Source organism: Arthrobacter sp. AK01 (assembly GCF_021109375.1).
Classification (GTDB): Bacteria; Actinomycetota; Actinomycetes; order Actinomycetales; family Micrococcaceae; genus Arthrobacter.
Genome location: NZ_JAJOHP010000027.1, coordinates 39,293 through 60,695, shown reverse-complemented (window position 1 = coordinate 60,695; position 21,403 = coordinate 39,293). Strand labels below are relative to the sequence as shown.

Sequence of the window (21,403 nt, the reverse complement as noted above, 5' to 3'; positions counted from 1 at the left end):
AACCCGCAGCTCTTAGTGACAGATCACTGTAAAGTGTCTATATGCCAAGGATCACGGCCGCCACGAATGCTGCCCAACGTGCCGAGACCCAACGTCGGATTCTGACCGCCTTTGGAGAGCTCCTCTTCACCCATGGCCTTCCCGGCCTCACCATGACCGACGTCGCGCGCCACGCAGGCGTCGGCCGCACCGCCGTCTACAACTACTACGCGGACATGGAGCAACTGCTCATCGCGTACGCCTTGGATGAGACGGAACGCTTCATCGTGGACCTCCGCGATTCGCTGGCCGCACTCGAGAATCCGGTGGATAGGCTGGCCCTCTATGTCCGCGCGCAGGTGGAAGATCTGAGCCGCCGCCACTTGCCTCCCGGGCCGGCCATGGCCGCGGTCCTCTCCCCCGGTTCCTTCGCGAAGCTCGCGGACCACGTGGGAGACCTCAACGTCCTGCTGCAGGACATCCTGCAGGACGGTGTCCACCAGGGCTACCTCCCCGACGTCGACGTCGCCCAACTGGCCCGGCTCATTCTCGGAACGCTGTCTGCCAGCGCCGCACGACGCAACCGAACGCCCGACGGCGAGACTCCCCCGCCAGCCCCGGCCACCGACGTCGAGGCCCACACATCTCAAACTGTGCGCTTCATCCAGCTGGGTGCGGGTGCCCGCTTCGACGAAAAGGGCAGGCCCCTCCGGTTGGATTCACCGTCCCACAACGCCTTGGCCAGCTAGGCTACTGCCCCGCCGGAAGCGTGGGGACGACCGGCCACTTGGAGTTGTCTGCAATCCGGAGGTCTTCACGCGGGCAGAGCAGCTTCCCCGGAGTCTGGTCCACCAGTTCCGGTTCCACCAGGCCTTCGTAGCCCGAGGTGAGGATGACATCCACGGATTCGTCCTCGCGGTTGTCCTGGAAGTAGTCAGTTCCGGCAAGGTTGCGCTGGATATTGAACGCGGCCGCTTGCCCCTTGACTCCGGAAACCACAACGCCGACGCCTGTGTAGGCGGTGTCGCTGTTGTCCACGGACGCCACCTTGAAACCGCGGGCCGTGAACTGCTCAGCGACGGTTCCAGCCAACCCACCACGGGACGTAGCGTTGAAGACATTGAGATTAACCGTTTCGTTCGGGACGTAGTCGAACGTGGTGGTGGGGCACAGACTGGTGGGAGCTTTGCTGGCGATCGCGGTGGGGACCTTGATGACGCCGTTCATGATCGCCCAAGCGCCAACGGCACCGGCAGCGATCACGCCCACCAGCAGCACAAGAACGATTCCGTGGAACAACCGGCGTCGGAAACGGCTCTTCTGGGCCGCGGCATCCTCGGCAAACGTTGCCCGCAGCTCCGGTCCGGTGACCACGTGGTGGCCGTGAAGCTGCGTCGCATCCTTGGGACGCTTAGGTTTTTTTGCTGGGGACGTGTCCACCTCCGGACCCGTCAGCCTAGCCATCGATCACCAGGACGCGTGCGTGGATCGCCGTCCTCTGGTGGAGCGCCGTGCGCACGGCCCTATGGAGCCCGTCTTCGAGGTACATGACGCCCTGATACTGGACAACGTGCGGGAACAGGTCGCCGAAGAAGGTTGAGTCTTCAGCCAACAATGCCTCCAAATCCAGGGTTCGTTTGGTGGTTACCAGTTCATCGAGGCGGATAGGGCGCGGGGGCAAGGCAGCCCAGTCCCGCGGCGCCGAGTATCCATGGTCAGGGTACGGGCGTCCCTCGCCCACAGCTTTGAAGATCACCCTGCAAGCCTATGGAAGTTGGCGCCCTAACGGAACTTGTGACCCGCGGCACAGGCAGGTTGTAGCCAAAAGGTGACTTCCGGCTTCTGCTCCTACGGCCCCGGAGCTGGACTCCCGCAGATCACCCGCTCAAGCAACACCTTGCTTTGCTTCACTGACACATTCAGTTCCTCGGCCACCCGCTCCGTCGTCAGGAATCGGTGCATCTTGGCATCCTCTGGCATACACAACCTCCTAAAGCCGTACAACACCACGACCTCCAATTGCCCAAACAGCAGTTATGCTAATCGTTGGATTTATCGTTCTGGTTTGGGGGCAGGCATGGGAATTGCTTTTGATGACGGCGCGGCCGACGCGCTGATCACTGCCGCAAACTCCGCCGACGAGGTTCTGCGTGCCGAGGGAGGCTTCCTGTCTGGGGCCGTGGAGCAGGCAGTGCAGGATTTCAACGGGGGCTACGGGCGCTTGTTCAAGGACGCCTGCGCCATCAGGTCCGATGATCGCGGCAAGCTTTCAGGTGTCCTGGCGGCTCTGGCCGAGGATGTCGGCGAGGCCAAGCACAGGGCCCAGCAAGAGAAAGCCCGGCAAAAGAACATGGAAGCCTGGCAGCAACGCGACAACATCCGCAAACAGCAACTGCTCTCCGGTGACATCGCGAAAGCATCCGCGACAGTCGCAACTATGATTTTGGACCCGATGCCCGAGAGAACGCCGGTCCCTGCACCGGCTGTTTCAGCTGTGTTTTCTCCGCGGGACCGGCCCCGGTTCGCCGGCGGACCAGGAACCGGAACCACCTCGGCTGACCCGGGCAAGCTGCGCGGCTTCGCCTCAGTGTCCCGGACTGCCACGAACACCTTGAACTCACACTTTGTCGCAGTCCGGAACGCCTGGAGCGGCTTCACAGCATCCTGTTCCTGGGTGAACATCGAGACTGAATCGTTTGTTGCTGGTTTTGAGCGGTTGCTCGCCGCCAACGCAGCAGACGCCGATTGGATAGAGCAGGTCGCCACCGCATTCGAAACAGCCGGCAGCGGCGCCGTGGCGGACAGCATGCTCAACGGGCTCTTCATCCAGTACGCAGCACCAAACCAAGTGGGTTTGAACGACATCGGAACCATGAGTGCAGCGCAACTGAAGGTTTGGCTCGGTAATGGTGGCACCGCCCGGCTGCGGGAACTCCTGACCCAACCAGGACTGGACCCCGTAGCCACAGCCACGTGGTGGTCTGGCCTCGGCCACACCGTCGAGCCTGCCACCGGGAAAATCACCGTCGGTGAAGAACAGCACCTTCTGATCGATGCACTTCCGGACGTTATTGGGAACCTGAACGGTGTCACCGCGACCGCCAGGGACCTTGCCAACCGCAAAAAGTTGCTGCAGATGCACGACTACTGGAAGAAGTACCGCGAAGAGCACGGCGGAAAAGTTGATGAAGGCTCCCAGGAAGGCATGGTCAACAAAGTCTGGGAATCGCTCTACGACAGCCAGGGCAAGCCGAAAACCAATCCTCAGGATCCATCCGACATCCGGCAACTAATCAGCTTCGCTCCCTTTAGTCTCGGGACAGGATCGGAGACCGGGTTCGGTGCATCTATTTCCGTGGGAGACCTCGACGCCGCCAAGCACGTCACCTACCAGCTCCCCGGGCTGGACACCACCATCGGCAAGGACCTGGCATCCAAGACCAAACAGGCCAATGATCAGCGGCTTGATCAACGCAAACTCGCCGGTTCCAACGGGCTGGATAAGAACCGGATTGCTGTCGTTGCCTGGATTGGTGTCGAGCCGGCCCAGGGTCTGGGTGTGTTCAGCAACGACCAAGCAAAAGTCGTGGGTCCTGCCCTTCGCAACTACGCGACAGGGGTCAACGCCGTTCACCAAAACCTCGACAACGCAGCCATGACAACAGCAGTCGGGCACTCCATGGGTTCCCTCGGGGCCATGGAGGCAGCAAAAACCGAGCTGCCTGTCGATAACCTCGTTCTCGTCGGGGACGTTGGGGCCCCTGATAACGTGACCTCCGTGAACGATCTCCACCTGAACCCCGGCGGCACCGTATACCGGGGAACCTACGACTGGGATCACGTAGCTGAAGTCGGGCATGGGCTCGGCTGGCAGCGTAAAAGCACCGCAGCCCCGGATTCGGCGCCGTCACCTTCGGCACGGACGGCATCACGGGACCTGATGGTGCCACAGAACTCCCAACGAAAACCCACGACGGACAAACAGGCGGCAAGGACGGCATCTACGGGTACTTCGACAGGAGAACCCAGTCAAGCTATAACCAAGCCAGAATCGCCCTCGGCTTGAATGACCAACTCACGAATGCGACACGATGACAACCATGCACGGCCCCCTTAACAGGCGCATCCTTCCCGCCGCAGCCATCCTTCTAATCACCCTTGCAGGGTGCGGAACAACCCCTGGAACCAACCCACCTACCAGCACCGCGGAGCAAACCATGGACCCAGAACAAGCCCGCACAGAGTACTTCAACCTCTTCAACAAGATTCAGGCCCTCGCCCCCGGCGACTGGGATGTCGCGCCGCCCTCCGAATATCAAGGGGATGTCTGCCGGCTCCCGGACGGGTCTGACGGTACCCAATTCTCAATCGATACCAGTCGAAGTCCGCTGAGCCGGGAAGAAATGGACGCTCTGCACGACAAGGTAAAAACTGTCTTCGTGTCCACGGGGTTCACTGTGAAGCAAGAATCCGATGGCGGCCCGAACTTCGTCAGACACACCGACGTGTTCGGGCCCGACAAATTCGTCATGGGGCTCACCACCGGAAAGTACGAAATAAACCTTGGCGGAAACACCCGCTGCGTTCCCGACCCGGAAGGCAAATTTCGCTAGAAAACGATGACAACCATGCACCGCCCCCTTTACAGACGCGTACTTTCCACCAGTGCCGTCCTGCTGCTGCTCGTGTCCGGATGCGCCGCTGGGTCTTCGGGCAGGAGTGCTGATGGAGGTCTCCCACCCTCTCAAACCGCCGCAAGCAACATGCTTCCCAATGGTGGGAATGGGTTGAATATGACACCGGAAGAGGCCAGAACGGAGTTCTTCGGACTCCTCGATGAGATTCAGGCCTTGTCACCAGGTGACTGGGTGAACGAGGACGTACCGGCAGGTGGATACTGCAACTTCCAGGACACCGGAAGCGGCAAGCAGTTCTCCGGCGGCCGGACCACGGGTCCCCTCAGCTCCGCCGAGCGCGAGACACTCAGGCAGAAAGTCTCAGCATTTTATGAATCACGCGGGTACAAAGTTCAGACCCTCGATAAATCAACCACCACGAATAATTTGCTCATCACTACTGCATTCGGACCCGATGGGTTATCCGTCGCCCTATACACGGGCGACCTCGGCACAATAATCGATGGCAGCAGCCGCTGTGTCCCGGACCCGGAGGTAGCAAAATAGCCTCTCCACGGGCACGGTAATGGTTACAGCGGCCAAAGAGGGAATCAAGAAACGTTGAATCGACTACTGATGGTGTCTAGGTCCAGACACGTCCTTACTGCCGCGGCGGTAATTCTTCTCACCCTTGCAGGATGCGGCTCAGCGCCGAGCACCAACCCGCCTATCAGCACCGCGGAGCAGACCATGGAGCCGGAACAAGCCCGCACGGAATACCTCGGCATCTTCACACAAATTCAAGCTCTCGCCCCGGGCGATTGGACGAAAATTACACCCGATAAACCCGGTATGGCGTGCCCCCTCCCGGACGGGACCGAGGGCACTCGGTTCAATTTCGACAGCATGCACGGCGCGATCTCAGAAGATCAGGCTGAAGCGATACATAAGACGGTAAAGGAAGTCTTTGAAAGCAAAGGGCTAAGAGTTGTACAAACCCAGCCCTCGGGAGCGAACCGAGACCAGACGACCACAGGCTTTGGCGATGGCAAGTTCTCCATGCAGCTTGGAACGAGCAGCTTCGGAACCACACTCGGCGGCAACACCCGATGCGCGCCGGATCCCGAAGGCAAATTCCGGTAGGAAGCAGTGACCAAGCAATGTCCGTCGGTACTGGCGCGTCCTTTCCACGAGTGCCGTCCATATCCTTCGTAGGGCGTCACAGACGTCATAGCTGTGATGGGGACCGCGGGGACTGACAGAATAGGGGCATGACTCAACCGCTCCACGGTACTGACCGGACCGCTGCCCACGCCACGCCTCCTTTGGCGTTGCTGCTGGACGTCGATGGCCCCATCGCCAGCCCTGTGACGCGTGACGTCAAGCCGGACATTATTGCGGACATGGTTGCCCTGGCTTCGGCCGGGATCCCCGTCGTTTTCAACACGGGCCGCTCGGATGCGTTCATCAGCGAGCAGGTCATGGGCCCCATGATCGCCGCCGGGATGCCAGCCAACACCGTCATCCACGCCATCTGCGAGAAGGGCGCTGTGTGGTTCAGCTACACGGCGGAAGGCCCCGGTCCTATCCACGTGGACCACGAACTCGCAGTGCCCAAGGCCTACGGCGACGATATACGCCGATTGGTTGCCGAGGACTATTCCGCGCACATGTTTTTCGACGAGACCAAGCGCGCCATGGTTTCCGTGGAGCAACACCTGGACGTGGCCAGCGCGGACTACCTGGCCGAACAGAAACTCTTCGACGCCGACGCCCTGGACATCATGGGACGGCATGGTCTCAACGCGGCAATCCTGGACCACCACGCGCCGGAGTCCGATGACACGGCGGACTACCGCCTGGACCCCACCATCATCTCCACGGACATCGAATCCGTCCGCCTCGGCAAGGACCTCGGAGCCAGCCGCGCCGTCGAACTGCTCGCGGCGCAGGGCATCACTCCGCTCTCTTGGCGGACCGTGGGTGATTCCCGCACGGACTATGCCATGGCAGACTGGCTTCACCACAACGATCACGACGTAAAGCACGTGGACGTCCGGCCCGCAGACGGCGTACCGGTGAAGCCCTACACCATACTGACGGCCGCTGACCTCCAACTGGCGGACGACGTCATCCACGACGACGCCGGCGGCGCTTTCCTCCGCAGCTGGCGCGAGGCCCTTTCCATCTAACAACCAGCAAGTCCAGTTTCACGCACACCGACGATCCCGGAGACACAGCCATCACACAAGCACAGGTCGATCCGATTTACCACGGCAGCCCGTCCATCGAAGAGGACGCGATTGCCGAGGCGGTCTCGCCTGCCGTCGTTGCGCATCTTAGGCACAGGTCCGACGTCGTCCGTCACCGCGGGCGGTACGCCCTGGTCAACGGCGACCTCACCCCGCAACAGGCCATGGTGTCCGACGTCTTGGCTGTACGGGCCGCCTTGGACGCTGCCGGCGTCGATTTCATCCTTGTGCGCGGCAATGACGAGAGGCCCGTTGTCGCCGTCGATTGGGAGTCGCGCAAGGAGGTGCGGGAGGCGCTGGTGTCGGCGTTCCACAATGAGCCGTTCTACTCCATGACCGTGGACGCAAAAAAGAAGACCTCGGTGCTGGTGGCCGACGGCGAGCTGTCCGCCAACCGAAAATCCCGCATCTTCCGCTTGTACCGCCCCCGCGTCGAAATCGGCGGCGGGCTCTGGTACGGCCCTGCCTTGGGCGTGCAGCTTGAGCTGTGGCGGTTCGAGGGCGACCATCTGGAGCTCCCGGTGGAGAATTCCCTGACCCGCCGCACCATGCTGCGCCAGGACGCAGTACGCGGCACTGTCCAGCGGCATGGCCTGACGTGGCCCACCATCGAGAACATGTTCGCTGACCATGCCAGCGACATCGACTTCGACATCGACATCGTTTTCTCGTGGGTGGATGGCAGCGACCCCGAATACATCGCCAGGAGGCGCGCCCAGCAGGCTGGCGCGGTCCTTGGTGAAGGCGACGACCATGAGGCCCGCTTCCGCCAAATCAATGAACTGAAATACGCGTTGCGATCGGTCCACATGTTTGCGCCCTGGATCCGCCGGATCTTCATCGCTACCGACTCCCCCGCACCGGCCTGGCTGGCCGACCACCCGTCAGTGACCATTGTGCGCAGCGAGGAGTTCTTCGCCGACAAGTCAGTGCTGCCCACCCACAATTCGCAGGCCGTGGAATGCCAGCTTCACCACATTGAGGGGCTCTCAGAGCACTTCCTGTACTCCAACGACGACATGTTCTTTGGCCGACCCGTTGGCCCGGACATGTTCTTCACCCCCGGCGGCATCACCAAGTTCATCGAAGCTGACACCCGGATCGGGCTGGGCGACAACGACGCCGAACGCAGCGGCTTCGAGAACGCGGCACGCGTCAACCGCAAGCTGCTGTGGGAGCGCTTCGGCAGGATCACCACCCGTCACCTCGAACACACGGCTGCTCCGTTGCGCCGTAGCGTGGTGGCCCGGATGGAGAAGGAATTCCCGGCCGAATTCGCCAAGACTGCCGGCAGCCGTTTCCGCGCCGCCGACAACATCTCGGTGACCAACTCCTTCTACCACTATTACGCCTTGCTCACAGGTCGCGCGGTGACGCAGACCAACGCCAAGGTCCGGTATGTGGATTCCACCATGTGGGCCGGGCTGCACTATCTGCCCAAGCTCCTGGCCAAGCGCCACATGGACTTCTTCTGCCTGAATGACGGCAGTTTCCCGGAGGTTGAGGCCAACGAACGTGCCGACCTGGTGACGGACTTCCTGGAGAAGTACTTCCCGGTCAAGGCGCCTTGGGAGAAGTAAAACCGCCCGGAGAAACAAGCGGGATGGAAGAAGTGTGCGTGCCCGGCGAAGTGTGGGCACCCACCCGCGATTCGTGGGGTATGCGGATACCTGCTTCAGCCAGCCGACGCTGAACCTCGGCTGCGTCCACGGGCTCGCCCACGGTGACGCCACCGGACATCGGCACCACCGAATGCACGATCGTGTGCTCGTAGACGTGGATCATGTTGTACGACTGTGCGCCGTCCCGGCCCCGCTGCCCTCCCGCGCGCACGCCCAGGTCCTGGGTGTAACACGTGGCCGAGGCGACAGAGACCGGAATGCCGGCGAAGCCCGCCGTCGTGGAGTAATGCAGGTGGCCACCCAGGATGGTGCGGACGTCCGTATTACGGACGACGGCGGCCAGTGCGGCTTGGCCGCGCAGCTCCACCAACACCGCGAGGTCCTGGACGCACGGGACGGGCGGGTGGTGCAGGGCGAGGATGGTGCCGTCAGGGGCCGGCGTGGACAGTTCAGAGGCCAGCCACTCCAGCTGGGATTCTGACAGTTCACCGTAATGGTGGCCAGGGACGGTGGTGTCCAACGTGATGATGCGGAGTCCGTTGACGAAGTAGCTTCGGTCCACGGGGTCGTGGGGCTTGCTGGCCTCGGAGGCATCCACGAAGGCGGAACGGAAGTTGGCGCGGTTGTCGTGGTTGCCCATGGCCCAGATGGCCTTGGCCCCGAGGGCGTCGCAGACCGGTTCGATCATGTCGCGGAGACGCTTGTAGGCTTCCAGCTCACCCCTGTCCGCGAGGTCTCCGGTGAAAATGATGGCCTCGGGCCTGATCCGGGACGCTATGATCTGGTCGCAGATCTCCTGGAGCCTGGTTGCACTGTCTACGGAGCCATAGAGCGTGCCCGGACCACCCACCAGGTGTAGATCGCTCAGGTGCAAAAGCACATGACCTGGTTTGGGGTACTCTGCCTCGATGAGCTCCATAGCTTGCCTTAGCGTTTGGTGGGAGACGGCGTCTCCCGTATCAATCCAGTAGGGCTAATCCAACCAGACAACTAGCCAACAACTGGCTAACATCCGGCGGAATGTTGGAAAATTACTTTCCTCCCTTCAGAATCGGTGGCTTTATGCCAGCGCCTTTTCCACTGCTTCTACCAAGTCTTCGGAGTCAGGCTCCACTGCGGATGGGAACCTTGCCACGAGCTCACCGTCGCGGTTGATGACGAACTTCTCGAAGTTCCACTTCACCTTGACCGGCTGCCCGTCCTCGTCCTGGGTCAGCTCCGCGAACAGGGGATGCTGCTGCTTGCCCAGGACGTTCGCCTTGGTGGTCAGTGGGAAAGTCACACCGAAGTTCCGCTCGCAGAATTCGGCGATTTCCTGGTCAGCGCCAGGCTCCTGCCCACCGAACTGGTTGCAGGGCACGCCGAGGATCTCCAGGCCCTGCCCGCGGTATTTGCCGTAGAGCTCCTCAAGGCCCGCGTACTGGCGCGTGTAGCCACATTCGGAAGCGACGTTGACCACCAGGACTGCTTTCCCCTCGAACCGGCCGAAGTCTGCTTCGGAGCCATCGTTGAAGGTGAGGGGAATGCTGTACAGGCTGGTCATGGGGTTCGCTTCCTGACGACGTCGGCTGGCGGGGTTACCGCCATCGAGCTTACGGGAGCTGGCTTGGGGCGCGAAACGCAGGGGTGCCTGCGTTTCGCGTTCCTTCAGCGTGTGGACGTTTAGGGCGTCGGGATGATGAGCGTGGACAGCGGCACAATCACGCCGTCAGGTCGCTGAACCAGATCCGGTCCAACCAGGATGTATCCAGGCGGAAGAATCACGGCCGGGAGCGACGACGGGAGCACAGCAGCCGGTGTCGGTGCCGGCACAGGAGCCACCGGGGCCGGGGCGACAACCTGGGTTACCGCCGGCGCGGGGGCTGGAGCCGCCGGAACTACGATCGGTGCAGGGGCCACTACGGCTGGTGCTGGTGCCGGCGCTGCGGGCGCAGGAGCTGCCGGCGCCGGTTCTGCAGGAGGCACGACGGCGGCCGGTGCCGGAGCTGCAGGCGTGGTCACCGTTGGTACGACGGTAGTCGTGGCCGGCGGCTTGGTCGCTGCAGGGACCGTGGTGGTTGGCGTCGGGGTAGGCGTCGGCGTTGCCGTGCCCGTCGGCGTCGGAGTCTGTGTTGGCGTCGGAGTCGGCGTGGCCGTCTGGGTTGGCGTGGGTGTGACCGTCGGGGTCGGCGTCGCGGTCGGCGTCGGCGTGGCCGTCACGGACGGCGAGGGCGTCGGCGTCGTGGGTGTCTGCGTAGCCGGCGGCGTCGTTGTTGGAGTGCCTCCCGAGTTGGCCGGCGGCGTGGTGACCGGCGGAACCACCACAGGCGGGGCCACGGGTTCTTCGTGCTCGCCACCAATGACGGCGCGGTTGGTGCCGTCGGCTACGGGGACGGCCCACTGCGGGGCTGCCGAGGTGCCCGATCCGACACCTGGCTGGTAGTTGACCATGGCAATGGTCTGCAGCGGATCAATCTGCCGCGTGGGCAGGTAGGTCCAGCCGTTGGGGTTGGTGTGCAGGCCGTTCACGATCGTCTCGAAGTGGAGGTGGCAGCCGGTGGACCAGCCAGTGGTGCCAACCTCGGCGATGACTTCGCCTACGCGAACGGATTGGCCCTTGGTGACTCCGATGGCCTGCAAGTGGTTGTAGGTGGTGACCAGGCCGTTGCCGTGCTCGATTTCCACCCTGTTGCCACCGCCCCAGATGTGCCAGCCAACGGCCCGGACCACGCCGGCGTCTGCAGCGTAAACGCGTGTTCCGCAGGCGGCCGCGTAGTCCTGGCCCCAGTGGAATTCGCCGGCAAGACCCGTCAGCGGGCTGTAGCGGTATCCGTAGGGTGAACTCGGGTTGAGGACCTCAAGGGGTGCGTACAAGGCGCCGGTAGGAGGGCGGGACAGACCTGCGGAAGCCACCGTGAGGCCTGTGGATCCGTCTTTGCTGACGGTCCTGACCATGGCGCGGTCGAAGTAAACCATGGGGGTGCCAGCGGTTTGTTCCGGCGGGTCCGGGAGGGGGTCTATCACCAGCGTTTCAGCTTCCGGTGGCACCAACGTGCCCAATGATGTTGGCCCTACGACGCCCTGTGCCAAGGAACCAGTGACCGAACCGGTGGTCATGGCGTTCAGTGGCTGGAAGCCAAACGCGAAGAAGGCCAAAATGGCCAGGCTTCCTGCGACGAAGACGCGGCGGAAACCTTCTGCACGGATCAAATCAAGTACCCGGTCTGAATCATGATGCTTGCCCACAAAACACTCCCCAAAGCCAGCGGCACCAAACCCCAGCCTGGCGTGCAAGCACCATTGTTGCGGGAATTACACCAGAAATAAAGTCTTCCCCGGTCCTTGCCGCGGAAAGGTTCCATCAGTTTTTGCTCAAGACGTCTTGAGCTTTGTTTCAGGCGTTTCTAGCAGAGGGTTGACGATGGGGGAAGTTGCCGCAGAGGAGGGGTGCACCGGTGGATCCACGGATGCAGATCGATACAGATCAAGCCGGTGAAGAGATGCACGAAAACGTTCGTTTCCTGCAGGAGTGGATGCACCGGTGGCCCGTGCAAGCCTGTCAGCCCCTAGTTGTGGAGTTCGGCTATAAATGGCGGTCTTTTTGCGGCGCTATTTGGCGTGTTCCTAGCAGTAGGCTCCGCGTCGGTCTTCACATGGTGCGCCTTTGGAGCTCGCGGTACACCGTGGTCCGGGATACTCGGAACAGCTCCGCCAATTCAGCTTGGGTGTGCTCCCCGGCGTCGTGCAGCGTCAGAAGATGCTTCCGCTGCGCCTTGGACAACTTTGGTTGTTTGCCTTTCAGCCGCCCTTTGGCTTTTGCGACCGCCATGCCCTCGCGGGTGCGCATCCGGATCAGATCCGCCTCAAACTCGGCTACCATTCCCAGGACGTTGAACAGCAGCCTGCCTACCGGATCAGTCGGATCATGGGTGCTGCCGCCGAGACTCAGCACAACGCCCTTAGGCGTCAGTTCATCGGCAATGTCCCTGGCATCAGATAGGGAGCGCGCCAGCCGGTCGAGCTTGGTTACCACGAGGGTATCGCCGGCCCGGCAGGCTGCCATCGCTTCACGGAGCCCAGGGCGCATCCGATTCGCTCCCGTGAGTCCGTGGTCAACGAAGATCAGCTTTTCCTCAACGCCTAGGGCAACTAGGGCATTTCGCTGCGCGGTGAGGTCTTGGTCGTTCGTCGATACCCGGGCATGACCGATCTTCATTCCAGTCATAAGGAACATGGTTGCAGTAATCCCCCCGTCACCGTGCATTTCATCGTGCGGGTCTTACGTGCATGGCCTTGACCAGCAAGCGCGCGGAACGTGACGGCGGGATTCCCGGGCTCGGTGATCGACCGGCTTACGGGCATGCGGCAATGGTCCTAGTTGGGGTCCAGACCCATGTCCGGTTCCGTTTCGGGCCATGGCACTATGGCTTTGTGATTATCGAGTCGATGAACGAGGCCATGAGGCCCCTTCGTCTTTTGGCACAGCCCTTCGTTGAGTCCGGCAGCTTGGATCCCCGGATGCAGGCTGAAGTCGTTGAAGGGCTGACGATTCGGGACGGGTGTCTACTTTTCGTATCGCAGCTGCACAACATCCGGCACTCGAGCGTGACAAGTCTCGGTGGTCCCACCGGATTCGAGGGCTACATTAACAAGCTCCCGCTGGATCAACTGATCGACGGCGCCGATAGGTCGGCTTCTTGGCTGGCCTTCGTGGGCACGAGCGAATGGGCGGCCCGCTGTCTGGCCCAGGGCATGATGCTGGGTCGCGGCATCGCCTCGGCTGCCGCTGATCTAGGAAGCAAGCCGGTCGACGTCTGGATATCCGTGGATTATGGTCCCGACGAGGAGTACCCCTCCGCTGCTTTCCGCTTCGTGACCTACAGGGCAGACGACCTCTGGGCTGGCGACTTGGCGGCCTTCGAACAGCCGGTCTTTCGCATGACTTCCCAGCTGGACCATAGAGATGGATGAAAAATGAACATTGATTCAGAGGCCTTCATGGGCTGGTTGAAGGCAAACGATTCACTCTCAGAGTCAATGCTCCATAATTTGTCTCTCGAAAAATATGGCTATTCCGTCCAGGCCGTTTTCAGACGCGTCATCGATAATGGCGGTGACGTGCTCAGCGTTCATATGATGTCGAGATTCATCTGGAAGCAGTGGACTCCCTGAATCTCGTAGGAGCCCTAATGGATTATTCTGTGGAGCATCCTGAAGAGGTCAACTGGGGTTTCAGCGAAGTCTCCCTCGTCACCTTAGAACCGGAGGATGGCCGCTTCCGCCTCAGGGTCGTCTGGGAGGGCTGGGATCGGAAAATAGAGATCCTTTGTCGTCGGGTGTGGGTATCGATACCTAACCACGCAGTCAATGGTTAGGTGCCCCGCGTGGAGTCTCCCTCGATAGCGCCGGTAAGCCGGTAGCTCTCCAACCGCTCCCAGCACACGGTGAAGGAAGAGAGTTCCTCAGTCAAATCGAATTCGACCTCTTATCGCTGGGGTTCGACCCTGGCGAGGTGATTCATCGTTGAGTCAGCTTCTTCTCCAGGCTCGAGGGCATGCCCGTTGCAGGATCCTCGACCGAACACAGGATGGCTGCTAGGTATGCAGAAGTGTGTCGTGAACCGCCACGTGCTCGCCGACACGCACGATCAATTCGCCGCCGATTCCTTCCCATCGGGACCAAACGTGGAACTCAATGGCGCCGTGCTCGTCTCGGACACTGATCTTCACCGGGGTCTCTCGTTCGATAACAAGGCGCACCTCGTTACCGATGGTCCAGCGGATCCTCGCCGACCCAGCGATCTCGTCCCAAGTAAGCGTTACGGTGCTTCCGTCCTGCGCCCACGCGACCAGAGAGACCACCCAAGGCTGCTCAGACGGTTCGACCATAATCCCGATATCACTCAGGTCTTCAAGCCTAGGAACTTCAAGCTGTGCGCTCATAACCAAATGCTGCCATAACAGCCCGCCACAATGCTTTGGGCCAGATGAACGCTGATGGATCCCCAATCGGACAAAGCGCATTGCCGAAGCGTTCAATGACCTTCGATAGAACGGCATTCAGAGACGAAACACTCAGTGGCTACGGGAGATTCGGTCTCTCAGCCACTCGGTGAACCGATCTCGGTCGTCGTCGGTCGTGAACCAGGTTGTTGGTTCTACCCAAACGATGATTCCGCGCGCGCAAATTTGAGAACCTTCGTACATGCGTAGCTCATCTCCAGGCTGCACGTCACGCCATGCCGGCACGCGGTCGGGGAAGAGAGGCACCAGCACCGCACCTACGGTTTCTCCTGGCTGGATGTCCTTTCTTGAGAACCCCAGCACGGGGGCTGCGGTCTGCTCGCCGTCGGGCCAGCCCGGCAGTCCCCAGTTCGGTCGGTACTTGAAGCGGTTCTCCGCCGCGTAACCACCAAGTAGAGGCGTCCGCCGCCCTCCGTCTGCCGTCGTCGCCAGATGCAGGTCAACGCCAAGCGCAAGAGTGGTGAAGGGCTCCATGGTCGCAGTGTAGTTGGTCCCGCCCATTCCGCTTTGAATCGTCGCCGGCAAAGGATGGCTCAAAGGACGCCGACGTGTCCGGTCGAGGATCCCGCAGCGTGCATGAGCGAGGCGTCCCTCAAAAGTCTTCAAGCAGCACGGTATCCGTTTCTCGGATGAGGTATGCGTCCAGTTCTGGATCGGCGAGGATTCTCCCGGCTGTAGCGATATCACACCCGATGATGAGGCTTCGAGCGTATATATCTTGGCCGATACACCAGTGCAGATCATCCGGCCACCAGTACATGGGAACGCGCCCGCTGTCGGTGATCGGAACGATAGCAGTTCCTTTTTCATCGACCACCTTGCCCGAGTACAAGACCATTCCCCGATGGGCTGGGGAGAAATCGATCACCGATTTGCCGTCCTCCGCGGCATACCCTTCCCACGTTGCAAAGTTGTAGCGACTGGAGTCGAGCTCGAGCACGCGTATCAGGGATTTGGCGAGGCTCGGATGTGGGTTGCCCATGTCGGGTTGCGAATTGTTGGCGGGCATCGCTTCGTAGCTGACCGTCACTTCATCCCATTGCATCCACGGGCTCGCCTCCCGGCCACCACGATTTACGACCTCTGACCACATGACCACCAAGCCGGGTGCAATCTCGATCGGATTAAGAACGCGCACGTACCGCTCGTAGCCAGGCGGAACGAACGCTGTTACTCGTTGGCCGGACGCAGAGAACACATGCTGTTTCCCCTCCTTCGACGTCACACTACCCTTAGCTCCGCCTGCTAACCGGTGAATCGAAGGACGCACCTGTGTCCGCTAGAGGATCCCTTACCGGGCACTGATCGAGCTTGGTCAGATAACAAAAAACAACAGCAAAAAGACCAGACCTGCTCCGAACACCACGGCCGCCGCGACTTTCGATGCCAAGAGCTGAAAGCGATAGGTTTTGAAGTCCGTGCCGTCAGGGAGCCAAGCCCATCCATCTACACCTGATCGTGCCATTTTCTCTCTCAGGAGATAGAGCCCTACTCCGTTGAGCGTGATGAATGCTCCTGCCAAGGCCAGGAATGGTTCATTCACTTAAGAACCTTCCCATGGGGGCCGAAAGATGAACGTGAGCGTGAGGATGGCTAGCCCTGCTAAGAAAAAGACAATGCAGAAGAAGACTCCGGCCCGCTCGAATCCTCTAAGACGCTCTTCCTTAAGTTCCTCATTCTCACCGAACATCTGTGTTGTGGCAGTGTATTGCATCTGCGCGATCCATTTTCGAAGTGCCAGCCAGACCAGGCTAACGGCGATCATGAGAAGGGCGAGTGTCATTCTTTGTCCTTTGTGGGTATGTCACCATCGTAGGACGTTGCCCGCTGTGATGATCGAGCACCGCCTCTTACGGTGCCTGAGGCCCAGCTTTACCCAGGTCACTACACCGGAAGGGCCTTACACCCCGGACTTCTCTAGCCAGTGTCGGACGTACGGGGTCCCCAGGAGACCGCCCGTTGGAGGATCGGCTAACGGGCGCCGTGTCTACTGCTGAGCGAGCTTGAGTACAGAATCGATTGCGGACTCAACCGCCTCGCGGCGTGCGTCGGTTGAGCGATCAAGAAGCGACTGGATCGCTTGCATCAGGGCCTCGAGCTCGGGCGTCCGGAGCGTTGTGAAGCGTCTCATCGAAGTGGCGAGCGATTCAGTGACGAGGACACCTACCTGATCGCCGTAAGCACCCGAGTGAGACCCGTCAGGAGCCACGTAGCTTCCTCCGATAGAGATGTCCCCCAAGAGCGCCAGCAAGGGTACGCGGATCGAGTCTGGGACATCACCAGCGGCAACTGCTGCGATAAAGGGCACTGCATAGGCGGTTGCTTCATAGACCGTGCCCTGGTGGCAGACATTGGAGTAGAGCCCCTCACCGATTGCGAGGGAAGGGTCGTCTCGAAGTGCAGCTAATGATCGGGCTACGTCGCCGGCAATGCTAGGTGAAGCGTTGGAGCCCTCCAGGAAAACGATGCCTTTTCCGTACGCGTGCTGCAGTTGGTTCCAGTCGACGTAGTCGAGTTCGTCCAAGGCATCGAGGCCTGTTGCATTCGGTTGGTACACAGCATCCATACAACTGAGAGTAACCAGACGAACGCAGAAGGATCCTTCACCGGGCGATGTTGCGATCAAGCGAGAACCCAGAAATTTACTTGAAGGAGTCGGGTACTGGACCTAAGAGAGGTTGCGCATCCGCAGGGTTGCGGTAGGACGACTCCCAGGGTAAATGTCCGGTGGAGTCGCTCCAAATTGCTTGTAGGGCGTTTACTTGGCCGTAAACTTCTGCCACCGCTGTCAGTCCCGCGATGTTTTCCACCGCGATGAAAGCGATGGGAGCCGGAGGTTCGGTGAGGTCGGTGGCGATGGTTCCCGGGATGAAGCGTTTACCTGCTTTTACCTCTTCACCCATGAGGTTCAGGAAGGCTTGAGCTACCTCGAACGGCAGGCCCTCCATAACAATCTCCGGATGCTTTAGGGCTGTAAGACCAACGGTGTAGGAAAAAGCAGCCTCATCACCCGCGCCGACATGACGTACCGCCCACCCGTGCTCTTCGATCAACGACAGCAGTTGATTGAAGACGGGGTCATTGCTGTCCTTAAGTTTCACGGACTCAATCTAGCAACGCCGTAAAAGCTCCGTCGCCAATCGTCAGTGCTGCCCATCCCCTGCACGCCCGGATGGGGATCCTTCACCGGACAGCTATTTCGAAGGGCGTCGCTCTCCGCCGCTGGTTCCCGGATGGCAGACTGCACGTATGGACAGAATGAACCGCACAGCGCTCCACTACGCGGCCCTGGAAAATGATGTTGCCACCGTGGAGGCGCTGCTGGCTGACGGCGCTTCGCCCGATGCCCAGGACAAGGCTGGTTTCACGCCACTACATTTTGCTGCACAGGAATATGCCGTCGCCGCAGCTGCTGCTTTGCTTTATGCCGGCGCCACCGTTGACCTGCAAAACGGCTGGGGCAACACTGCGCTCTTTACTGCTGTTGGTAATTCAAACGGCCGTGGCGAACTGATCAAACTCCTGCGTTCGCACGGAGCTGATCCACACAGCGTCAACGGAAGTGGAAAGACCCCCGTTGGGTTTGCACGACTGATCGGCAATTACGACGTCGCACAGTACTTCACGGACGTAGCTGAATGACCCTCTCGGTCCCACCCCTATCCTGATGCCATGGAAAGAGTGCTGCTCGATCAAGTCATCATGACCGACTACGGCCAGTTCGACCTGTATTGGGCCGGCTATGGCTTCGATGGAATCTTTGAACGCTTCTTCGACGACCAAGTCAATGGCCTGGTCGGGTCGACCAATCCGGATGGAATCTATCTCCACTTCGGTCGACGGTCGGGAGGGTCAGCAGTCCGCGTCGTGCTCCTGGATGAGCCACCAGAGCTAAACCCCGATTCCCCGTGGGAGGACATCGTCGAGGTGTCCTTCACTCTTCCCGAGGGACATCACATGCGGTGGACTTCCTGGGGCGACGAGAACAGCGGTGAACTACGCGACGTGACGCCCGGCAGCTACCGTTTGCGGACCAGCGCCAGAGGCCGCGACGAAGGCCATGACGGAGAATTCTCCGAAGAGGTGGTCGATCATTACCTACTGGAGATGTGGCCAGCTTCGCCGCAGCCGGACGCCATCCTATGCTCCAACAGCAAGGACGCTGAGTACTGGCACAAGACGTGGGGAAGCCGCCGCTGAACACAGGAGTATTTTCTTCAAGAGCGCTGTCCACGCGCGAGCTTTGTGGGCCCGCCGATGAGGTGTCCATTGCCCTCTGGCTGCGGCTGACCTAACGCCCAGGCTCTCAGAGGAGAGCACCAGAGCGTTCGCTAGAGGATCCCTGACCGGACAGACTATTTTGCGAGCGGCCTCACCATAACAAGCGAGGGACCGTCCCAATCGATGCGTTCAAACTCTTGTAGAGGTAGAAACCCAGCTCGATGGTAGAAAGCCCTGCTCTTCGCATAGGCCTCGTCCTCGAATGATGGACCCACAGTATGGACTTGAAGCAGTTGGCAGCCCTCGACAACGAGCGACATCGAGACCGCGTTGACCAGAGCCGAGCCGACTCCCTTGCCCCGGTGATTGGCCTGCACGGCGATCAGGCTCAGTTCCGCGGATTCTGGAAAATGACGGTTCACCAGCGCAACACCTATGGGCCGGTGAAGCAGAATGCAATGGAGGTAGCAGAACGCGTTGCGCAGAAGGGCGCGCCCTTCCCGGGTTTCAAAGGCGGGCGACCCTTCGAGAATACTGGACCTATGACTCTACCCACGTCCAGCGCGAACGGCCCGATCAAGTATCGAGAATGGGATGTCAATCCCTTCCAGAAGGGAACTAATCGGGGTGGAGAACGAATTGTCACAGGTTCAGACGGGTCTGCGTATTCGACACTGGACCATTACGATACGTTTGTGAGGTTCAGGTGATTGACCCAGAGATGTTCGCCAGTGTGCCCACTGAAACGTCCTTCTTACTTTGCGCCGCAGAGGCAGCGCTCGTCGATGACGTAGTACGTCGGATGGTTGGGAATACAGGTCTGGTTAGGACACTCCGCGGTAGAAAGATGCGGACTGTGCAAGGCGTCATGGACGAATTCGGGGCTGCTCTCCAGTTTCCTAGGTTCTTCGGCGAGAACTGGCCTGCGTTGGATGAATGCCTTAACGATCTGGACTGGCTCTTGCCTGCAGGAGCGCTCGTCTTGATCATTCAAGACGCTAGCGTGGTTTTGGCAAACGAGGATCAGAAGGAACTGCACACCCTAACCGGGGTGCTCAAAACAGCAGTCTCGACCTTTGCGGAACCGATAGCACTGGGTGAAGCCTGGGACAGGCCAGCAGTCCCCTTTTACGTCGTTCTGCAGGCGGAGCAAACAGACGAACAGATCACCGCCGAAAAGTGGGGTTATGCGGGGGCGAAGACAAAAGCTGTCGCTATTTAGCCTGCTGGGAAGTGAGGTGGCTCGTGCCTTCGGATCACGACAGAGACAGCGTCTGGTGGAGGATCCATCTGCTTTCGTCTGGTTACTCTCAGTTGTATGGATACTCCGTATCAGCCGAAGACGACAGGCTTCGATGCGCTGCTTCCTCATCGGAGGCAGCAGAGAAGTAGTCAAAAAGAACACCCATGATCGACATTCTCCACTACGTGAGCACGCCGGACGCTAGGGCGTCTACTTCCGATTAATAATCCGGTAGGTGACCATGCCGGGCCGGTAACGAAGTCCTAACCAAATGCGCCTTGTGGTGAACTACGGCCAACTTCATAAATCACCGCCCGCAAGCCGATCCTTCAGCGGGCACAAACGAACTCACGATTCCATGCGGGCTATGTCGCCAACCGGAGCGACAGCAGGCCGCACTATGCTGGCGGCATGTACAGCGTTCTTTTGGATCAGGTCGTTCTTACTGACTACGGTCAGTTCGATCTCACATGGGGCGACGAGTTCGCTGATGGTGTTGGTTTCAATGGAATTTTCGAATAGTTCTTCAAGGGGCAAGTCAATGGCCTTGTTGGCGCGTCCGACCCTGAGGGACTGTACGTTCACTTCGGCCGCCGCTCAGGTGGCTCTGCTCTTCGCATCATTCTCATGGAAGAGCGGCCCCTGGACGCCACTGACGACGCGATATGGGAGGACATCGTCGAAGTATCCTTCACTCTTCCCGCTGGAAGACAGTTGAAGTGGAGTTCCTGGGCTGCTGAAACCAGCGGCACTTTGGACGCGATTCTCCCGGGCAAGTATCGGCTCCGGGCCAGCGAGAGGGGACGCGACGAGGGCGCTGAAGGCGAGTTCGCCGAACAGCTTCTCGACTGGTATCTGCTGGAGATCTGGCCGGAACCATCTAGCCCCGACCAAGTACTCCGTTCCATGAGCATCAACGGCCAGTACTGGCACAGCACCATAGGTGAGCAACACTCAAAGTCCTAAAGTCGCGACGGTTAGCGCAGTGCCCGGGTAGAGGGCTGAGAAGTCCAGAAGCGACCCGTGCACGTAAGCCGATCCCTCACCTGGCACTTGCCTGCTCCTGAAAAGGCCGGCGTCTGTGCGGCGTGTAGTCTGAGATCTTCGATTTGGGGGAACATAATGCTTCGGACGTCCATAGCTCAGTCTTTACTTTTTGGAGCAATCCTCGGACTTGTTGGGTGGGTTCTGGCCGTTCCGCTTGGTGGACGCGCCGCTCACCAGGAGTATCGCAATGACGAAGACTTCTACACCCTGCTTACGCTGGCCGGGAGCTTCCTCATACTCCTAGGGTTTAGCCTCTTGCTCCTTGGGCTCGTCCTCATGAGCGTGAGCATTTTCAAGAGAATACGCAAGCAATTTGAGCGAACCCCGAGACCAGAGAAATCCATGGTTGCCCCGAAATGACTCGTCAGCGCGTAGGACGTCTCACACGATGCTCGCTCTTGGGATCTTTCTGTTAGCGTGG

29 protein-coding genes are annotated in these 21,403 nt (G+C 60.2%); 13 read left to right on the top strand and 16 right to left on the bottom strand.

Annotated elements, in window-relative coordinates:
* The first annotated feature begins 41 nt into the window (after positions 1–41).
* Positions 42–728, top strand: coding sequence for a TetR/AcrR family transcriptional regulator (locus LN996_RS11555; RefSeq protein WP_231340522.1), 687 nt, complete (start codon positions 42–44; stop codon positions 726–728).
* Between the two features lies 1 nt (position 729).
* On the opposite strand, the gene LN996_RS11550 is transcribed toward LN996_RS11555, so the two are convergent.
* From LN996_RS11550 to LN996_RS23645, 3 genes are all read right to left on the bottom strand, one after another.
* The gene (locus LN996_RS11550; RefSeq protein ID WP_231340521.1) at positions 730–1,443 is read right to left on the bottom strand and encodes a LytR C-terminal domain-containing protein; all 714 of its coding nucleotides are present in this window, start codon (positions 1,441–1,443) and stop codon (positions 730–732) included.
* A complete protein-coding gene (locus LN996_RS11545; protein ID WP_011773432.1) occupies positions 1,436–1,735 on the bottom strand; it encodes a type II toxin-antitoxin system VapB family antitoxin in 300 nt (99 codons plus the stop codon). The genes LN996_RS11550 and LN996_RS11545 overlap by 8 nt, the downstream gene beginning before the upstream one ends.
* A gap of 92 nt (positions 1,736–1,827) precedes the next feature.
* The gene (locus LN996_RS23645) at positions 1,828–1,959 is read right to left on the bottom strand and encodes a hypothetical protein (protein WP_269215677.1); all 132 of its coding nucleotides are present in this window, start codon (positions 1,957–1,959) and stop codon (positions 1,828–1,830) included.
* A gap of 97 nt (positions 1,960–2,056) precedes the next feature.
* Between LN996_RS23645 and LN996_RS11540 the strand changes: the two genes are divergently transcribed.
* The 6 genes from LN996_RS11540 (at position 2,057) to LN996_RS11515 (ending at position 8,427) form a co-directional block, all read left to right on the top strand.
* On the top strand, positions 2,057–4,045 hold the full coding sequence (locus LN996_RS11540) for an alpha/beta hydrolase (protein WP_231340520.1): 1,989 nt from the start codon (positions 2,057–2,059) through the stop codon (positions 4,043–4,045).
* Positions 4,046–4,196: 151 nt separating this feature from the next.
* Positions 4,197–4,592, top strand: coding sequence for a hypothetical protein (locus LN996_RS11535; RefSeq protein ID WP_157731655.1), 396 nt, complete (start codon positions 4,197–4,199; stop codon positions 4,590–4,592).
* Positions 4,593–4,772: 180 nt separating this feature from the next.
* Positions 4,773–5,162: a hypothetical protein gene (locus LN996_RS11530; protein WP_231340519.1), complete on the top strand. Its 390-nt coding sequence runs from the start codon at positions 4,773–4,775 to the stop codon at positions 5,160–5,162.
* A 183-nt stretch (positions 5,163–5,345) separates the two neighbouring features.
* Complete coding sequence (locus LN996_RS11525; RefSeq protein ID WP_231340518.1) at positions 5,346–5,738, top strand: hypothetical protein; 393 nt, start codon at positions 5,346–5,348, stop codon at positions 5,736–5,738.
* Between the two features lie 128 nt (positions 5,739–5,866).
* Positions 5,867–6,787, top strand: a complete 921-nt coding sequence (locus tag LN996_RS11520) for a hypothetical protein (protein ID WP_231340517.1) — start codon at positions 5,867–5,869, stop codon at positions 6,785–6,787.
* Positions 6,788–7,011: 224 nt separating this feature from the next.
* Entirely contained in the window at positions 7,012–8,427 is a 1,416-nt protein-coding gene (locus LN996_RS11515; protein ID WP_374202222.1) for a stealth family protein, read from the top strand.
* Here the strand turns inward: LN996_RS11515 and LN996_RS11510 are convergent.
* From LN996_RS11510 to LN996_RS11495, 4 genes are all read right to left on the bottom strand, one after another.
* Positions 8,405–9,388 (bottom strand): phosphodiesterase, encoded by a 984-nt coding sequence (locus tag LN996_RS11510; RefSeq protein WP_231340516.1) that lies wholly within the window; start codon positions 9,386–9,388, stop codon positions 8,405–8,407. The two genes, LN996_RS11515 and LN996_RS11510, sit on opposite strands and share 23 nt — an antisense overlap.
* A gap of 141 nt (positions 9,389–9,529) precedes the next feature.
* On the bottom strand, positions 9,530–10,012 hold the full coding sequence (locus tag LN996_RS11505; protein WP_231340515.1) for a glutathione peroxidase: 483 nt from the start codon (positions 10,010–10,012) through the stop codon (positions 9,530–9,532).
* Positions 10,013–10,131: 119 nt separating this feature from the next.
* Positions 10,132–11,694: a M23 family metallopeptidase gene (locus LN996_RS11500; RefSeq protein WP_231340514.1), complete on the bottom strand. Its 1,563-nt coding sequence runs from the start codon at positions 11,692–11,694 to the stop codon at positions 10,132–10,134.
* A gap of 403 nt (positions 11,695–12,097) precedes the next feature.
* Positions 12,098–12,664: a recombinase family protein gene (locus LN996_RS11495; protein WP_374110838.1), complete on the bottom strand. Its 567-nt coding sequence runs from the start codon at positions 12,662–12,664 to the stop codon at positions 12,098–12,100.
* Between the two features lie 71 nt (positions 12,665–12,735).
* On the opposite strand from LN996_RS11495, the gene LN996_RS11490 reads away from it, so the two are divergent.
* A complete protein-coding gene (locus tag LN996_RS11490) occupies positions 12,736–13,419 on the top strand; it encodes a hypothetical protein (RefSeq protein WP_231340512.1) in 684 nt (227 codons plus the stop codon).
* Positions 13,420–14,042: 623 nt separating this feature from the next.
* Here LN996_RS11490 and LN996_RS11485 read toward each other — a convergent pair.
* The 7 genes from LN996_RS11485 to LN996_RS11455 form a co-directional block, all read right to left on the bottom strand.
* Positions 14,043–14,390 carry a hypothetical protein gene (locus LN996_RS11485; RefSeq protein WP_231340511.1) on the bottom strand — a complete coding sequence of 116 codons (348 nt, stop codon included), beginning with the start codon at positions 14,388–14,390 and terminating at the stop codon, positions 14,043–14,045.
* 132 nt (positions 14,391–14,522) lie between these two features.
* The gene (locus LN996_RS11480; RefSeq protein WP_231340510.1) at positions 14,523–14,945 is read right to left on the bottom strand and encodes a hypothetical protein; all 423 of its coding nucleotides are present in this window, start codon (positions 14,943–14,945) and stop codon (positions 14,523–14,525) included.
* Positions 14,946–15,063: 118 nt separating this feature from the next.
* Positions 15,064–15,696, bottom strand: coding sequence for a hypothetical protein (locus LN996_RS11475; protein WP_231340509.1), 633 nt, complete (start codon positions 15,694–15,696; stop codon positions 15,064–15,066).
* Between the two features lie 90 nt (positions 15,697–15,786).
* Positions 15,787–16,014, bottom strand: a complete 228-nt coding sequence (locus tag LN996_RS11470) for a hypothetical protein (protein WP_231340508.1) — start codon at positions 16,012–16,014, stop codon at positions 15,787–15,789.
* Entirely contained in the window at positions 16,015–16,254 is a 240-nt protein-coding gene (locus LN996_RS11465) for a hypothetical protein (RefSeq protein WP_231340507.1), read from the bottom strand.
* A gap of 204 nt (positions 16,255–16,458) precedes the next feature.
* Positions 16,459–17,037, bottom strand: coding sequence for a hypothetical protein (locus LN996_RS11460; protein WP_231340506.1), 579 nt, complete (start codon positions 17,035–17,037; stop codon positions 16,459–16,461).
* A 76-nt stretch (positions 17,038–17,113) separates the two neighbouring features.
* A complete protein-coding gene (locus LN996_RS11455) occupies positions 17,114–17,572 on the bottom strand; it encodes a DUF4262 domain-containing protein (protein ID WP_231340505.1) in 459 nt (152 codons plus the stop codon).
* 148 nt (positions 17,573–17,720) lie between these two features.
* Here LN996_RS11455 and LN996_RS11450 point away from each other — a divergent pair, with 148 nt between their 5' ends.
* Complete coding sequence (locus LN996_RS11450) at positions 17,721–18,113, top strand: ankyrin repeat domain-containing protein (RefSeq protein WP_231340504.1); 393 nt, start codon at positions 17,721–17,723, stop codon at positions 18,111–18,113.
* Between the two features lie 30 nt (positions 18,114–18,143).
* Positions 18,144–18,671, top strand: coding sequence for a hypothetical protein (locus LN996_RS11445; RefSeq protein WP_231340503.1), 528 nt, complete (start codon positions 18,144–18,146; stop codon positions 18,669–18,671).
* 155 nt (positions 18,672–18,826) lie between these two features.
* On the opposite strand, the gene LN996_RS11440 is transcribed toward LN996_RS11445, so the two are convergent.
* The gene (locus LN996_RS11440; protein ID WP_256492137.1) at positions 18,827–19,177 is read right to left on the bottom strand and encodes an N-acetyltransferase; all 351 of its coding nucleotides are present in this window, start codon (positions 19,175–19,177) and stop codon (positions 18,827–18,829) included.
* On the opposite strand from LN996_RS11440, the gene LN996_RS23875 reads away from it, so the two are divergent.
* Together LN996_RS23875 and LN996_RS11435 are read left to right on the top strand one after the other, a co-directional pair.
* Complete coding sequence (locus LN996_RS23875; RefSeq protein WP_374110837.1) at positions 19,103–19,402, top strand: ribonuclease domain-containing protein; 300 nt, start codon at positions 19,103–19,105, stop codon at positions 19,400–19,402. The genes LN996_RS11440 and LN996_RS23875 overlap by 75 nt on opposite strands.
* Before the next feature lie 11 nt (positions 19,403–19,413).
* A complete protein-coding gene (locus LN996_RS11435) occupies positions 19,414–19,914 on the top strand; it encodes a barstar family protein (RefSeq protein ID WP_308102718.1) in 501 nt (166 codons plus the stop codon).
* Between the two features lie 369 nt (positions 19,915–20,283).
* Here LN996_RS11435 and LN996_RS11430 read toward each other — a convergent pair whose 3' ends face one another.
* Positions 20,284–20,520, bottom strand: coding sequence for a hypothetical protein (locus LN996_RS11430; protein WP_231340501.1), 237 nt, complete (start codon positions 20,518–20,520; stop codon positions 20,284–20,286).
* A gap of 42 nt (positions 20,521–20,562) precedes the next feature.
* On the opposite strand from LN996_RS11430, the gene LN996_RS11425 reads away from it, so the two are divergent.
* A complete protein-coding gene (locus LN996_RS11425) occupies positions 20,563–20,901 on the top strand; it encodes a hypothetical protein (RefSeq protein ID WP_231340500.1) in 339 nt (112 codons plus the stop codon).
* The last annotated feature ends 502 nt before the right edge of the window (positions 20,902–21,403 follow it).